Raw genomic sequence first — 15,761 nt, forward strand, 5'->3', positions numbered from 1 at the left:
AATATGACACTGTCATTAAATCAAATTGAAGTAAAAAACATAACTGGCGTGAGTGCTCAAAAGCAAAGCGAGCTTCACGCCTTTGGCGTCTTTACAGTAAAGGATTTGTTAGAGTATTATCCGTTCCGTTATGAGGATTATCGCCCACGCTCGCTGAGTGAAACCAAACATGGGGATAAAGTGACTACAGAGGCTAAAGTGATCGGTATCCCTGTACTGCAACGTTTTGGAGGCAAGTCACGACTGAGTTGTAAAATGGTTGCGGAGCCTTGGATGTTCACAGCTACATGGTTTAATCGTCATTACGTGCGTGAGCAACTTACTGTGGGGAGAGAAATTGTACTCACAGGTAAATGGGATCAGAAGCGAAATCAAATTACAGTGACGGATTTTGAATTTCCCGATCGTGGGGAAGGGAAGACTGGGAGTCTACAGCCGGTCTATTCCATCGGTGGAAAGATCACGCAGTCGTGGATCAGGAAAAGCATTAATCAGGCGCTTCAGCAGTATGGAGATCTAATTCCTGAGATACTACCACATTCTATTATGCGGCAATATGATTTTATGCCCCGTAAACGGGCGATTGCAACCATTCATAGGCCAGAGGATACGCGTGAAGGGCAGCAGGGACGCCGCAGGATGGTGTATGAGGAGTTGTTTCTGTTCCAGTTGAAGATGCAGGCATTTCGGGTACTCAATCGTGGTAGGATGGATGGTGTAGTCCATACCGTAGATAACGCAACCGTGCGCCAGTTTGTTCGCAGCTTACCTTTTGAGCTTACAGATGCTCAGAAACGAGTAGAGCTGGAGATCTTACATGATCTGCGATCACCATATTGCATGAATCGACTGCTTCAAGGTGATGTAGGTTCCGGCAAAACGGTACTAGCTGCCGTCGCGCTTTTTGCCACCGTGCGATCTGGTTTTCAGGGTGCGCTTATGGTGCCCACTGAGATTTTAGCAGAGCAGCATATGCGTTCACTTACGAAGATGTTTGAGCCGTTTGGAATTACGGTTGGTCTGTTAACAGGGAGCGTAACTGGACGGAAACGTAAAGAATTGTTAGCTTCACTACAAATGGGGATGCTCGATATTGTTGTAGGAACGCATGCATTGATTCAGGAAGATGTATTTTTCCGTGATCTGGGTCTTGTAGTTACGGACGAGCAGCATCGGTTTGGTGTAAACCAGCGAGGTGTATTGCGGCGTAAAGGATATAATCCGGATGTACTTACGATGACTGCAACACCTATTCCACGTACACTTGCGATATCTGTTTTTGGAGATATGGATGTATCCACGCTGTCGGAAAGACCGAAAGGCCGAGTGCCAATAACTAGTTATTGGGTCAAGCATGATCTCATGGATCGTGTTCTAAATCTGATTAAGCGTGAAATAGAGCTGGGACGTCAGGCTTATCTGATCTGTCCGCTCATTGAAGAATCGGAGAAACTGGATGTACAGAATGCTATAGATTTACATATTCAGATGAGCCAAGCTTTTCCTAACTATAAAGTTGGGCTTTTGCATGGAAAGATGTCTCCAGCTGAAAAAGATGAAGTGATGCGAGCATTTTACAACAATGAACTGCAACTCTTAGTATCCACAACGGTTGTAGAGGTGGGTGTAGACGTTCCTAATGCCACGTTGATGATTATTATGGATGCAGACCGGTTCGGATTATCACAGCTGCACCAGCTTCGTGGACGGGTTGGTAGAGGTCAGCATGCCTCTTATTGTGTACTAGTGGCTGATCCGAAATCTGAAATCGGGCGTGAACGAATGACTGCTATGACGGACACCGATGATGGATTTGAGATTTCGCGGAGAGATTTGGAGCTGCGTGGCCCAGGTGATTTTTTTGGAACCAAGCAGAGTGGATTACCGGAGTTTCGCTTGGCGGATATGACGGCTGACTTTGAAGTGCTGGAGCAGGCGCGTGATGATGTGGCAGAGCTGCTTAAGGATGAGAAGTTCTGGACATCTCCTGAATATGCACCTCTTCGGCATTATTTACAAGGCGAGCAAATTTTCCAAGGGGAATTAATTGACTAAGTAGGCACATCTAGCTCCTAAGCCTCATATACTGTGAAAGATTGGATATGACGGGAGGTGCTACACTTGGGTTATCAACAATTCGGAATTAGCCCTCAGCTCGTGGAACGCATCAAGCTGAAGATGAAAAACGCGACTGTCAAAGATCGTATTAAAAATATGATTAACGGCGTCTCGAAACAAGAGCTACAGGACACGGCAGTTGTTCGCAGGCTGGTACGGAATGCGTCAGGTGTACTGAACGAGAAATTGACCTCGACGCAGGAAGACCAAATTGTGAAATTTATTATCGCTCAGAAAATTGATCCAAACAACACCTTCCACTTGATCCGTTTGTGGGGAATGTTCCGTTAGGAAAGTTTGCTAGCGAGTATAGGCTAGATCTTAGGTCTAATTCTCAGCTAGCTAAAGGAGTAGAGGCTGTCTCAAAAGTAGTGAATGCTGCTTTTGAGACAGCTTTTTTTTGTGTGAACCAAGGATGAATTCTAGGGAAAAGCAGACAAACAAACACTGGCTCATTAACGTTGATTAATGAACGTCGACTGACGAACACTGATTAACGAACGTAGACTAACCAATAATTTTCCGGTGAAAATCCTGCAATAGTACATCTTTAGATGATACGAGGAGGGTTAAAGTATTGATTCCTGCAAATCTGCAGGAATTCTTGCATCAGAAGAAGCTTTAGAGCCATAAATGAGGATATTCCTGTACATTTGCAGGATTTGGGCTTAATGGAGCGGATATCTGTGCAAAAAGATGTATTTTTGCAGGATTTCGTAATTCCAGCGAAAGAACCCCGGTTGATATCGCAAAAGTAGCGCTCCCCCCATACACGGGAGAAACGCTATTTCTATTACGTGGAATCATAAAGGTTACCTTCAAACAAAGAAGACGTACTCATCTTACTCACCGTACTCACCATACTTATCTTACTCATCGTACTGCCCTATTAGTTAGGATGGCAGGTTACTCAATCTTTGATCACTGGCAGCTGATTTGAGCACAATTTGGCTGTCAGGATCACAATTAAGGACGATGATCCGCAATTGATGTTCTTCCATTTTGTTGATGAGACAAAACAATGTGCTCAGCTCTCCATTTTGCCCGGAGCCTTCAGCAAGCCCAACTTCTCGATTTAATGAGTTTTCGAGCGCTTCCTGGATATCCATGCAACAATTGCTGGTAATCCATACAGCGCGTGAATCGGATAACCCTCGGAGTGAGAATCTCACACCTTCGAAGGCCAATAAGTAAGCAATAATGGAGTACATGGCTTGCTCCCAGCCAAATAGTGTGCCTGCTATAAGCAAAATAGCACAGTTCAGAATCATGATGACGACTTCGGTTGACTTTGGCGGTCCACCACTCAGAAGTGAATATCCTTGATCACTTGCATGTTTGTTCACACCACCAAATCGGACAGATATACCGATACCGAGTCCTAAACAGATGCCACCTGCCATAGCAGCAGGTAAAGGATCACTAATCACTGCAGGAAAACGGTGTAGAGCAAGAGAAGCGATGGTCAAGCAAGCTAATCCTAGAACGGTATACAGAGCAAAGCGAAGATTCACTTGCTTTCGAGACATGAATATAAAAGGTAGATTGAATAGAAAAAGAAACAATCCCAGCCGCATCTCAGTGGTATGAGCGAATAATGCCGATAAACCTGTGATTCCACCAACTACAAGCCCATGTGGTATGAGAAATAACTCTAATCCTACTGCGGCAAGTAGTGCTCCTGCAATAACGGTTAGAACTCGGAATACTGAATTTTTACGTAATTGTTTATGTTGTGTTGTCTTAGTCTGCAATGTTTTTCCTCCTTTAGCAGGGGAAACAACTTTATTCATTTTCGTAGAGAGCGACAGCTTTTTGGGATAATTTTAGCAGTATGTCACTTCTTTAATTTATATACTGTATCCAATAATTTATAGATACATTTTGATTCCTATGCTAGAAGTATGTTTGCATAACAAATTTTTACCGATTCCCGTTAAATCCGATTCTCTATAATCCATGAAAGTCTAGCCTGCATTTAGGTGTCTTATAATTATTTCGCTTTCTTCGAATTTTTATCAATGGAAGTTCTAAATGACCCTCAGTAACAATCATTTAAGATAGAGATGAAATTCGCATTGCGTGATATTAGAAAGTGAGAAGTGAATTTTAACAGGTACAGTCGCAGTCGAAGCAAGAATTTATAGATCACAGGACGGAATACAAAAGAAAGTACAGGGAGTATCGCGGCTACCGCAATAGATTTAGTTCCCCACTGTTCAATTATTTTGATGGCTCCTATTTGAGGAGTTATTTGGGGTACCGTCCTTACGGGAGCTATAAACTTTCGCTCGTAGCGTTCAATTTCGGTTGTCGTTGATTCTTGCTCCGTAGTGAATAATCCTCCAGACCAAACCGGTGGAAAAGAAAACATCATTCCCAGAATTAGGACTATACGAAGAAACCAAAGTAGTGACAAGCGCGCTATATATTGCACCGAAATAACACCTCCCAACTGTATGTAGTATAAAAAGCATACCATACCTTTTCATTTGATTCCAAATTGTTTTGTGAAAAAAATTCATTTGAAAACGATGAAAACAAGAAACCGAACGGGAAAAATGACGTATTTCGTAGAAAAGAAGACTTTTATTATCTTGTATCAGTCAGGAGGTATAAATTTGAGCGAATGGCAGGATTTTAACGGTTTTGATAAACGAAGCTTTTTCGGAAGTTTCATTCATGAGATGCCCCTATTTTTTAAATTATTTGCTTTGTTTATTCTAGGTGTTTTCGTTTTTATAATTTATAAATCAGTGAGAAGCTGGATAGCCAACAACGCAAGCCCCTTGATAAAAGCTAGCTCTAAAGCTGTGACGAAACGGACTGAGGTATGGGGTGGTTCGGGTGAATCGAGCGCACATACTAGTTATTATGTGACGTTTGAGTTTGAGGATGGTGGACGCTTGGAATTGCAGGTTAGAAATCAGGATTTTGGTCTGATTGTAGAAGGGGATCGAGGAGATCTCCTTTATCAAGGGACTAGATTCAAGAGCTTTGATCGAGTCAAGCAGACGGAACAGCTTAATTTCTAAAATTGTACATAACGTTCTAGAATCACCATGCCTTTTTTGGGTAAGACTCATATGAGAGGTTTTACCAGAATCTCAATCCCGGAAGGAGGCTATTGTCTTGAACTCAAATGATCCAAAATCGCAGGGGCAGGTACCTTTTCATACACTAAGTGAGGAAGAAGTGCTCAAAAGGCTGGAAACAAGGAAAGATGGTTTGTCTTCCGGTGAAGCCGCTAAACTTCTGGAGCAGTATGGGAAGAACGTACTTCAAGAAGCAAAAACCAAATCTCTGCTAGGAAAATTTATTGAACAATTTAAAAATGTAATGATCTTTATTTTGCTAGTGGCGGCAGTATTGTCTGGGGTTTTGGGAGAATGGACAGATACAGTCATTATTTTGTTGGTAGTCATCCTGAATGCGGTACTTGGCGTTATTCAGGAAAATAAGGCAGAGCAGGCGCTAGATGCCCTGAAAAGTATGTCCTCTCCGCATGCCAGAGTGCGGCGTGGAGGTCAGGTCTCAGAGATTAAAAGTGAAGATCTCGTACCTGGGGATATTGTATTGCTGGAAGCTGGAAATGTAGTTCCGGCGGATATTAGACTGTTAGAAGCTGCTTCTTTGAAAACAGAGGAAGCCGCGTTAACCGGAGAATCATTACCTTCAGAAAAGAAGGTAGGTGTGCTTGAGGGAAGCGACATTGTTATCGGGGATCGCACCAATATGGCTTATATGAGCAGCAATGTAACTTACGGTAGAGCGGTTGGTGTCGTCACAGCTACAGGAATGCAGACTGAAGTCGGCAGGATTGCTGGGTTTATCTCGGAGGAAGAGAATGATGTAACACCGCTGCAAAAGAAACTGGATGAACTAGGAAAATATTTCACCTTTATTATTCTTGGTGTCTGTGTAGTCATTTTTGCCGTCGGTATATTTGAGGGTAGAGAGCTTTTGGATATGCTTCTCACCTCGATCTCACTTGCAGTAGCAGCGATTCCTGAAGGGCTGCCAGCAATTGTGACGATTATCTTGGCACTCGGAGTGCAGCGGATGGCTAAACGTAAAGCGATCATTCGCAAACTCCCCGCTGTAGAGACGCTCGGAAGCACCGAAATTATTTGCTCTGACAAGACAGGTACTTTGACTCTAAACAAGATGACTGTCGAAAAAGTGCATGTCAATGGAACTACGAAAGAAGCTGCTGAAGGTCTTGAAGGGACACCGGGTGGTGAACTATTGCTTCAGGCTATGACGCTTTGTAATGATTCCAGCATTGACGAAGGAAATTCCTCTGAAGAACCTGGAGGGAATAAAGGAGCTAAGGACCCACAAACTAAGAGTGGTAAAGCGATTATCGGGGATCCTACGGAAACAGCGTTAGTGGACTACGCGCTCAGTATAGGTACTGACAAAAGGGATTTAGAAAAGAAATTCCCACGTAAAAATGAACTGCCATTTGACTCCGATCGCAAGCTGATGACGACGATTCATGAAGTTGAGAACGGACGTTATCGTGTATTAACGAAAGGTGCACCAGATGTGCTTTTGTCCAAATGCAGCCATATCTATGTGGATGGAGAGATCGTTCCTTTTAATGATGAACATTCACGACATATCATGGAAAGTAATACAATGCTTGCGAATGATGCACTGCGGGTGCTGGCATTTGCTTTCAGAGATGAACAGCAGCTACCGACTAACCTCTCCCCGGAAGCTACGGAGAAAGAACTTGTATTTATCGGTTTAGTCGGTATGATTGATCCTCCACGAGAGGAAGTACGGGATGCGGTAGCTATCTGTCGTAAAGCGGGGATTAGACCTGTAATGATTACAGGAGATCATCGAGATACTGCAGCGGCCATTGCTAAAAGATTAGGTATTATCGAAGATGAGACAGGCGTATTGACCGGCAGTGAGCTGGATAAATTCAGTGAAGAGGAATTTGCTGAGAAAGTCACTAATTATTCGGTTTATGCACGTGTATCTCCTGAACATAAAGTTCGGATCGTTAAGGCATGGAGGAAAAAAGGGAAGATTGTTGCCATGACGGGTGACGGTGTGAATGATGCTCCTGCGCTTAAATCATCAGATATCGGTGTCGGGATGGGGATCACAGGAACGGATGTAGCAAAGGGCGTCTCAGATATGGTGCTAGCTGATGATAACTTTACGACCATAGTTGTTGCTGTTGAAGAAGGACGGAAGGTTTACAGCAATATCCGTAAGGCCATCCAGTTCCTACTCTCAGCCAATCTTGGGGAAGTGCTTACGCTATTCATTGCAACCATGATCGGCTGGCGTATACTCGAGCCAATTCATATTCTGTGGATTAATCTTGTTACCGATACCCTACCGGCATTAGCTCTTGGGCTTGAGAAGGCGGGGGATGATTTGATGTCGAAGAAACCACGCAAAGCCAGCAGCAGTATCTTTGCTGGTGGCGTGGGAATCGGGATCATCTACCAGGGGATATTAGAGGCGGCGCTTACGTTGTTTGTATACCAGTGGGCACATACCCATTACAATGAGGGAATTGCGGTTACGATGGCATTCGCCACATTAGGATTGCTGCAAATTTCTCATGCATTTAACGTCAGATCCAATACGAAATCGTTGTTCCAGATTGGCTGGTTCAGCAACCGGTATATGCTGTGGGCATCACTGATCTCTACACTTATGCTGGTGCTGGTGATCATCATCCCAGGACTGAATGACTGGTTTGGTGTCTCACATTTAAGCGGGTTACAGTGGGGAATTGTAATTGCTGCAGCACTGGCGATTATAGTGATTGTAGAGTTTGTAAAGCTGTTTGTACGTTTAAGTGGCAAGGGCAAGAACTGGGATTAAGAATACCAATTTATGCTGCAACAAAGAAGCCTGAACCCTTCCATAGTGGAGGATTCAGGCTTTCTTAATAGGTGCCTTTAGCCAGTGAATGTGGGTTACAGAATGCGCTGCATATGCAGGATTACGTTGCTCCAATACCCTGAGTCAAGCTCACTGATCTGAACCCCGGGATCACCCCAGGTGTGAATGAACTTTCCATCCCCAATGTAAATACCGACATGCCCGGGTATAGCGTCACTTTCAAACCGACCTGGGACAGTGAAGAATATAAGATCGCCGACATCTAGTGCACTGCGTTGCACGCGAGAACCTATATTATCTTGATCCTTGGCTAAACGCGGTAAGTTTACACTGAATTGTTTGAATACATGCCTTGTAAAAGAAGAGCAATCAAATTTCTTAGTCTCTTCATAAGGCCCGGTACCGAATTCATAAGGCACACCTAAGAATTTTTTGGCATAAGTAACTAATTCCTTCTTGTCTGCTTCAGAAATACTTTGAATGTGAAATGGTTTAGCTTCATTTAATGACTTAGTAGATGGTGTTTTTATAATAGCTTCATGGTCGGTCGGTGTGGCTATGTTGATTTCACCAGACTGAGGATTCCAACCCACCTCCGTTTGAAGAAATTTGGATAGAGCTAGCGGTGTGATATAGATTTGACCTTCTTGTCGTCTAGGTGCCTGCGGTAATGTGATTTTCTCACCTAGGGAGAAGACTTGAGTAGAGCCAGGGCGCAGCATATACATAACATCACTGTAGCCAATTTTGGTGTATCCACCATGAGTAGCATCATCTTTCATTCGATAGCCAAGTGAAGTAATCGCAGGTTTGAGTGGAATCCAGTACTTTCCTTGAGCATCGGTGATGGCGGACTTTTCATAATAACTTGAGGCTTGCATGCCATCGGGAGTTACGGCGTTTACCTTGGGTTTTTGTGATTGTGAAGAGTAACCGCATGCGGTACTTGATAAAACGGCAGCGAGCAATACAGTAGCAGTGGATAGTAATTTTTTGTGGTTATTAGTCATATGACACGCTCCATGTTCAAACTGTAGTTTAAGTTTGTGCAGGGGGCTTTTTTTTATGTAATGAGGCCGAAGGCAATCACTGTAAGACATAACCAAGTCCTTCCTATATTGGTGAGTTATGCGCTATAAAATTTGTAATCTATGGAAGTAGGATAAGTGATTGACGGATAAACAACCTCCATATAATATAGGTTTAATAGATTTCCATCATTATTGTGAGGTACGTGTAAGCTTATGCTTTAATGCTTTTATCGATAAAAGTAATAATGCTGAGTCGCTCACTTTGATGCACGCGTTAATAATCTAATGAAATGGGGTACTTTAATGAAAAAGAGAAACATTTTTGCAGGTTTAAGCTTATGCTTCATGCTAGTAGCTGCTGGCTGTGGCAACAATAATGCCGCTGTAAATTCAGGAAACGCAACAAACACTGGTAATGCGCCAACGAATGCCGGAACCGCTGATTCCAAAACGTACAAAATCGCAATTTCGCAATACGTTGAACATCCATCACTTGATGCTACACGCGAAGGTATTCTTGCTGCTTTGAAGGATGCCGGGCTTGTTGAAGGAGAGAACCTGAAGGTTGACCTTGAGAATGCTCAAGCTGACCCTGCGAATAACTTGACCATTGCTCAGAAGATTGCTGCTGACACTAATGATTTGGTATTGGCTATTGCGACACCTTCTGCTCAATCGGTTGTTCAAGCGCTTAGTAAATCAAGTAAGGACACTCCGATACTGTTCGCAGCAGTGACTGATCCACTCGATGCAAAGATCGTAACTGATCTGGAGCACCCAGGTGGAAATGTTTCTGGTGTATCAGATACGAATCCTGAAGCTATTAATAGATTAATGCAATTCATTGCTACTCAATTTCCTAATGTGAAGAAGCTGGGCATTGTTATCAATGAGGGTGAACCAAATGCTGTAATTATGGCGGATATTGCTAAGAAAGAGCTGGATAAACATGGCATTGAGCTTGTGAAGGCAGCCATCACAAATACTTCTGAAGTGAAGCAAGCTGCTGAATCACTCGCTGGTCGTGTAGATGCATTCTACATTACTTTGGATAACACAGTAGTGAGTGCTGTTGATACGATTATTCAAACAGCTAATGATAAGAAAATTCCGTTCTTCTCCAGCGACCGGGATACCGTTGAAAAAGGCGCATTTGCAACCGTTGGCTTCAAATATTTCGACCATGGTTACCAAGTTGGACAAATGGCAGTGGACATTCTGAAGAATGGTAAAAAGCCAGCAGATATGAAAGTAACGATGCAAGAAAAGCTCGATCTTATCCTTAACCTTAAAGCCGCTGCCGCACAAGGTATAGAAGTGACGGATGCGATGAAAAAAGAAGTTACCGATCAAGCTAACAATATTATTCAATAAGACATTCTATAGGGGCGATTCCATGAGGGCGCCCCTTGATGCTTGAAAGGAGAAGACTTCTATGTATGATTCAATGCTCGGGGCTGTGGAAATGGGGTTGCTCTATGCATTTATGGCTTTAGGGGTGTATATTACTTTTCGCATTTTGGATTTTCCTGATTTGACTGTAGATGGAAGCTTTACTACTGGCGGCGCTATTGCTGCCGTTATGATTACCAATGGTTATGCACCCTGGTTAGCCACGCTTGCTGCTATTGCAGGTGGGATGCTGGCAGGAATGTGTACGGGTCTACTACATACGAAGGGCAAGATTAATGGATTGTTATCCGGGATTCTAATGATGATCGCACTTTATTCCATCAATCTGAGAATTTTTGGCGGTAAACCTAACTGGTCACTAATGGGTGATACCACGTTGTTCTCGTCCATCAATCCACTTCTTGTTCTTCCTTTTATTGTTTTATTCGTGAAAATTCTAATGGATTTATTCTTGCGTACTGATCTTGGGCTTGCTTTAAGGGCTACCGGAGATAATGCAAGAATGATCCGTAGTCTGGGTGTAAACACAGATAATACGACAATTCTCGGAGTCAGTTTATCCAACGGAATGGTGGCACTTTCAGGTGCATTGATCACTCAGTATTCCACTTTTGCGGATTCCTCAATGGGAATAGGGATGATTGTTATCGGATTAGCTTCGGTAATCATTGGTGAAGCCATTTTCGGTGCTGGAAATGTATTCCGTGCGACGTTGGCAGTTGTTCTGGGATCTATTGTTTACCGAATCGTAGTTGCACTAGCCTTGTATGTACCATGGTTGAGACCTTCGGATCTTAAGCTGATTACGGCGATTATCGTTATTTTCGCACTTGTATTCCCATCGATTCAGCGTTTCTTGAAGCAGAAGAATATGGCGCGTAAACGTTCGCTTGAATTAGCTGAACAAGCGTTTAGCAGCAAGAGAGGAGGCACCATCGATGCTTAAACTGGATAACGTATCTAAGCTGTTTAATCCTGGAACACCGGATGAGAAGATCGCGCTACTTGGCATTGATTTGGAGCTTCTTCCCGGTGACTTTGTTACCATTATTGGAAGCAACGGTGCTGGTAAATCAACGCTAATGAACATTATTTCTGGTGTGATGAAGCCGGATCTTGGTTCAGCAAGTATTGAAGGGAATTCGATCAGCCATTTAGCAGAATATCAGCGCAGTCGCTGGATCGGACGGGTTTTTCAGGACCCGATGGCAGGTACGGCTCCACGGATGACGATTGAAGAAAATTTAGCGATGGCTTACAAAAGAGGGAAGAGTAGAGGACTATCGTTTGGTGTAAATGCAGCGAGACGGACGATGTTTCGTGAGGAGTTAAGTCGTCTCGGGATTGGATTGGAGAATCGTCTGCGAGCAAAGGTAGGGTTATTATCTGGTGGGGAGAGACAAGCACTGAGTTTGCTAATGGCAACCTTTACCCAGCCGCAAATCTTGTTATTAGACGAACATACAGCGGCACTTGATCCTTCACGAGCGGAGCTGATTACTAAACTGACAGAGTCTATCGTCCGTGAGATGAAGCTGACTACGCTTATGGTTACCCATAACATGGAGCAGGCTATACGTCTTGGCAATCGTCTTATCATGATGGATAAAGGCCGTATTATCCTTGATATTGATGAAACAAGGAAAAAGGATCTTACGGTAGAACGCCTGCTGGGAGAATTTGAGACCATCAGTGGTCATAAACTGGCGGATGATCGAATGATGCTTGGTTAGTCTTTTATAGGAGTATCTTAGGCTCAGGATAGGGGCTTAAAGTGAATTCTGACTCTGGATTTCGCTTTAAGTCCTTTTTGTTGTAAGTTTTCCCAAATGCTTCAATATCATTTATGATAGGATATAGTGATGATAAATATTACTTCCCATAATAAGGGTTTGGAGTGAATTGGAGGATGCTTATGTTTTGGAAGAATGTTAGCGCTTACAGGAGTTCAGGAATTTTTAATAAAATGATATTGATCATTTCATTTTTGCTGCTGCTGTCCTTTCTGTTCTCTTTAACCGTCCTGCAGTATGTTTATCGAATTTATGACAAGCAAATCTATGAAAAGGCATCTGAAGTGCTGGGAATGTCATCTATCAGTATAGAGAGTACTTTGAGAGAGCTGGAACAACTTTCTTTTACAGTGGTCTCTGATGAGCAAATTCAGGAATGTCTTCGCCAGTTGCAGGATGATCCTCAACCATATGAGCGGCAGGTCCTACATAATAAAATCATTAACAGGTTAGTTGCCTTTGCAGGAGCAGAGAAATACGTTTATTCCATGATGTTGTTGGATACGAATGGCGGCGCTATGACTGCGGGTAATCGGGAAGGTGTATCACAGGATCTCCAGGATCAATTAAAGCCTCTGGCTAAGGAAGCTAGCGGTAGTATTGTGTGGTATCCCCAAGGGAATAAGAATTCACTCCTGGCTGTTCGGCAGATTAAATCTTACACCGGATCAACCTTTACGCTGGACGATTTAGGAACGTTAGTCATTCGAATTCGGATTGATCGTATTATTGCAGATAGCACTAGTAACACTTCGGATGGCGATCAGTTGATTGTTGCAGATGCGGCTTCAGGGCTAGCGGTTTATCCCCAAACTCCAATGTTGCTGCCAAATGAGCTTAAAGCGGAAACGGAACGTTCCGAACTTTATCGTACGGCTAAGTATGAAGAAGGAACATATTTTATAACGAAGACTAAATCATCTTATATGGAATGGATGTATATCAATGCGACCCCCTTCAATGAGATGTTCAAACATATTACTTTTGTAAAAAAATTGGTCGTCATCATATTCGCGCTCATATTACTAATTGGATTGCTCTTAGGCTATCGATTAGCCCGAAGTATTGTACGCCCGATTTCAAAGCTGACCAAAAAAATGAAACAAATCGAAAAGGGAGATCTGGATAATCTGGAGGAACAGTCGCTAGGTGTCGTTTCACAAACTGCGCAGGACGAGGTAAGTCAGCTTAACAGAACCTTTAAAATGATGATCCGCAGAATCAGAGAACTTATCGATGAGAATTATGCGAAGCAGCTCATTATTAGAGAGACCGAGCTTAAAGCACTGCAGGCACAGATCAATCCGCATTTTTTGTACAATACACTTGAATCGATCAATTGGTTAGCGAAGATGAACAAGCAAGCTAAAATCTCTGAAATGGTAGAAGCGCTTGGCTATTTGTTTCGCAGTTCGATTGGTCTTAAAGACCCGTTGATTACGATTGAAAAAGAGCTCACCATTGTGCGCAATTATGTCATTATCCAGAAGACACGATTTGACGAGAGACTTGATTTTCGCATGGATTTTCCAGAGCATTTGCATGACGCTTTAATTCCGAAGCTGACGCTTCAGCCGTTGATCGAGAATGCGATCCGATATGCATTGGAGCCTAATATCGAGCCTTGCACGATTTCTATAACCGTAAGTGAGGAAGAACAGGGCCTTGATATTCTTGTTAGTGATAATGGGCCGGGGATGAGTGCCGAGTTCATCAAAGATTTACAGCAGGGAAGAGTTAAGACACGTGGCGAAGGCATTGGGTTAGCGAACATCGCAGAGCGTATTCAAATCGTATTTGGCCCAGAATGGGGTACAGTGATTGAAAGTGAGCCAGGTCAAGGAACGACAATACATGTACGTATACCTTATTTAAAAGGAGTGCAAGAGAATGTATAAGTTACTGCTGGTTGATGATGAACGGTTGATACTAGAAGGCATATCTCAGGTAGTGGACTGGGCACAGGCAGGAACGGAACTTGTGGGTACTGCGCGAAACGGGATAGAAGCCTTAGAGAAAATAGAGGAGCTTCGCCCTGAAATAGTGATTACTGATATTTCCATGCCCGGATTGGATGGACTAGGCTTGGTGCAGAAATGCAGTGAACGGTTTCCTGAGGTAAAGTTCGTTATGTTGACGGGGTATAAGGATTTTGACTACGCCTGTATCGCTATGCAGCATGGAGTGAAACATTATCTGCTTAAGCCGTGCAACGAGAATCAAATTCATGATGCGTTAGTTGAACTGGTAGCAGAGCTCAATGAACTTAAGGGCCGGATGGAATTTGTAAATGATATGAAGCAACGTTTTACTAAAGTTCTACCGCATGTAAAGGAACAATTTTTGAAGGAATGGATCTCTAACAAAACGTACGGGAGTCAAGATTTAGAGTATTATCAGGAGCTGCTAGGCATCGAATTAAATGACAAAGTGGTGCGTTTGATCTTGTTCAGACTGGAAGGTTCTTATGAATATGAGCAACTATTTGCTTTGCAAAATATTGCACAGGATATGCTGCAAGAAACGCTGCTTAGTACAAGGATAGGCGGATTTATTCTGACACTAATGGAAGTCGAAGGAGAGGCTGCGCTGAATAGTACACTGCTTGAACGAATTTCTGATGTAAGGAAAATGTTCTACAAATTTTATAAAGTGGATGTAACCATTGCGATTAGTGATGCGGACTTCATGATACATTCACGGAGATTGTATCGTCAGACTCTGCAATGCCTTAACCACTGTTTTTATATGGAAGAGGGAGGTTTGATCACAGGAAGTGATATTCCTAGTGATGAACTAAGCGGAAGAAATGACATTGAACTAGATGAAGAGCAAATCTGTCTGCTGATTAAGGCGGGCGAACAAAGTGCAGTAGAATTTGAATTAGAGCGGTTATTTAATCTGCTAGCTGAACAGCGTGTAGATATTAATGTAACGCGATCTTATGTTTTACAATTGTATTCTGCGATGATACGTCTAGCCGTCCCTGATGAAAGAAATACCTTTACTTCAAGTATGGTGGAACTGGCTGAGATCAGGACTTTAAGTGGTCTTAAAGCCTATGTAAAAGATGCTGCTGCTCGTTTGACAGCGATGTATGATCGTCATTTTCGCTGTCGCCAATCCTTAATCGTAGATAAAATGTTCAAAATTATTGCGGATGATTATAAGAATGCGGAACTGTCACTTAGCTCAGTCGCTGCTGAGATGTTATATATGAATCCTGATTATCTCGGGAAAATATTCAAGAAAATCACGGGGGAGAAATTCTCTAATTACGTTACCAATTACCGGATTACTAAAGCATCAGAACACATTATGCATAGTGGTGATGTAAGAGTATTTGAGCTCGCTGAAATGTTCGGCTTCGGTGGGAATGCACAGTATTTTAGTCAAGTGTTCAAAAAAGTAACTGGGCAGACACCCACAGAATTTATGAAACCCTCTCAAGGGAACTGATTATTGAACAAACAAGACGGTTTTTTGTATTCAACAATTACTGAATATTTGAGAAGATTTATACATG

General features: G+C 42.8%; 11 protein-coding genes. 9 read left to right on the forward strand and 2 right to left on the reverse strand.

Annotated features, from left to right (window positions below; genetic code table 11):
• The first annotated feature begins 3 nt into the window (after nucleotides 1-3).
• Nucleotides 4-2,055 carry an ATP-dependent DNA helicase RecG gene (gene recG, locus MHI27_RS12515; RefSeq protein WP_405176403.1) on the forward strand — a complete coding sequence of 684 codons (2,052 nt, stop codon included), beginning with the start codon at nucleotides 4-6 and terminating at the stop codon, nucleotides 2,053-2,055.
• Between the two features lie 66 nt (nucleotides 2,056-2,121).
• Nucleotides 2,122-2,409, forward strand: coding sequence for a stage VI sporulation protein F (locus MHI27_RS12520; RefSeq protein WP_042187408.1), 288 nt, complete (start codon nucleotides 2,122-2,124; stop codon nucleotides 2,407-2,409).
• Nucleotides 2,410-3,011: 602 nt separating this feature from the next.
• Here MHI27_RS12520 and MHI27_RS12525 read toward each other — a convergent pair.
• Entirely contained in the window at nucleotides 3,012-3,872 is an 861-nt protein-coding gene (locus tag MHI27_RS12525; protein WP_405176404.1) for a YitT family protein, read from the reverse strand.
• An 867-nt stretch (nucleotides 3,873-4,739) separates the two neighbouring features.
• Between MHI27_RS12525 and MHI27_RS12530 the strand changes: the two genes are divergently transcribed.
• A complete protein-coding gene (locus MHI27_RS12530) occupies nucleotides 4,740-5,153 on the forward strand; it encodes a DUF2500 domain-containing protein (protein WP_405176405.1) in 414 nt (137 codons plus the stop codon).
• Between the two features lie 97 nt (nucleotides 5,154-5,250).
• The gene (locus MHI27_RS12535) at nucleotides 5,251-7,977 is read left to right on the forward strand and encodes a calcium-translocating P-type ATPase, SERCA-type (protein ID WP_405176406.1); all 2,727 of its coding nucleotides are present in this window, start codon (nucleotides 5,251-5,253) and stop codon (nucleotides 7,975-7,977) included.
• A 95-nt stretch (nucleotides 7,978-8,072) separates the two neighbouring features.
• Here the strand turns inward: MHI27_RS12535 and MHI27_RS12540 are convergent, their stop codons facing one another.
• Complete coding sequence (locus MHI27_RS12540) at nucleotides 8,073-9,008, reverse strand: C40 family peptidase (protein WP_076282902.1); 936 nt, start codon at nucleotides 9,006-9,008, stop codon at nucleotides 8,073-8,075.
• Between the two features lie 324 nt (nucleotides 9,009-9,332).
• Here MHI27_RS12540 and MHI27_RS12545 point away from each other — a divergent pair, with 324 nt between their 5' ends.
• The 5 genes from MHI27_RS12545 to MHI27_RS12565 all read left to right on the forward strand — a co-directional run bounded on the left by MHI27_RS12545 (nucleotide 9,333) and on the right by MHI27_RS12565 (nucleotide 15,694).
• Nucleotides 9,333-10,403, forward strand: a complete 1,071-nt coding sequence (locus MHI27_RS12545; RefSeq protein WP_076282901.1) for an ABC transporter substrate-binding protein — start codon at nucleotides 9,333-9,335, stop codon at nucleotides 10,401-10,403.
• 61 nt (nucleotides 10,404-10,464) lie between these two features.
• Entirely contained in the window at nucleotides 10,465-11,388 is a 924-nt protein-coding gene (locus tag MHI27_RS12550; protein WP_076282900.1) for an ABC transporter permease, read from the forward strand.
• Nucleotides 11,381-12,175, forward strand: a complete 795-nt coding sequence (locus tag MHI27_RS12555) for an ABC transporter ATP-binding protein (RefSeq protein ID WP_076282899.1) — start codon at nucleotides 11,381-11,383, stop codon at nucleotides 12,173-12,175. The genes MHI27_RS12550 and MHI27_RS12555 overlap by 8 nt, the downstream gene beginning before the upstream one ends.
• A 182-nt stretch (nucleotides 12,176-12,357) precedes the next feature.
• Nucleotides 12,358-14,133, forward strand: coding sequence for a sensor histidine kinase (locus tag MHI27_RS12560; RefSeq protein ID WP_081382864.1), 1,776 nt, complete (start codon nucleotides 12,358-12,360; stop codon nucleotides 14,131-14,133).
• A complete protein-coding gene (locus MHI27_RS12565) occupies nucleotides 14,126-15,694 on the forward strand; it encodes a response regulator (protein ID WP_405176407.1) in 1,569 nt (522 codons plus the stop codon). The genes MHI27_RS12560 and MHI27_RS12565 overlap by 8 nt, the downstream gene beginning before the upstream one ends.
• The last annotated feature ends 67 nt before the right edge of the window (nucleotides 15,695-15,761 follow it).

This window comes from Paenibacillus sp. FSL H8-0261 (genome assembly GCF_045040645.1).
In the GTDB taxonomy this organism is placed as follows: Bacteria; Bacillota; Bacilli; order Paenibacillales; family Paenibacillaceae; genus Paenibacillus_AQ.

What these genes read in the sequence shown, in the direction of transcription:
- recG (WP_405176403.1), top strand. Translation starts at nt 4, where the DNA reads ATGACACTGTCATTAAATCAAATTGAAGTAAAAAACATAACTGGCGTG.
- MHI27_RS12540 (WP_076282902.1), bottom strand. Translation starts at nt 9,008, where the DNA reads ATGACTAATAACCACAAAAAATTACTATCCACTGCTACTGTATTGCTC.
- MHI27_RS12545 (WP_076282901.1), top strand. Translation starts at nt 9,333, where the DNA reads ATGAAAAAGAGAAACATTTTTGCAGGTTTAAGCTTATGCTTCATGCTA.
- MHI27_RS12550 (WP_076282900.1), top strand. Translation starts at nt 10,465, where the DNA reads ATGTATGATTCAATGCTCGGGGCTGTGGAAATGGGGTTGCTCTATGCA.
- MHI27_RS12555 (WP_076282899.1), top strand. Translation starts at nt 11,381, where the DNA reads ATGCTTAAACTGGATAACGTATCTAAGCTGTTTAATCCTGGAACACCG.
- MHI27_RS12560 (WP_081382864.1), top strand. Translation starts at nt 12,358, where the DNA reads ATGTTTTGGAAGAATGTTAGCGCTTACAGGAGTTCAGGAATTTTTAAT.
- MHI27_RS12565 (WP_405176407.1), top strand. Translation starts at nt 14,126, where the DNA reads ATGTATAAGTTACTGCTGGTTGATGATGAACGGTTGATACTAGAAGGC.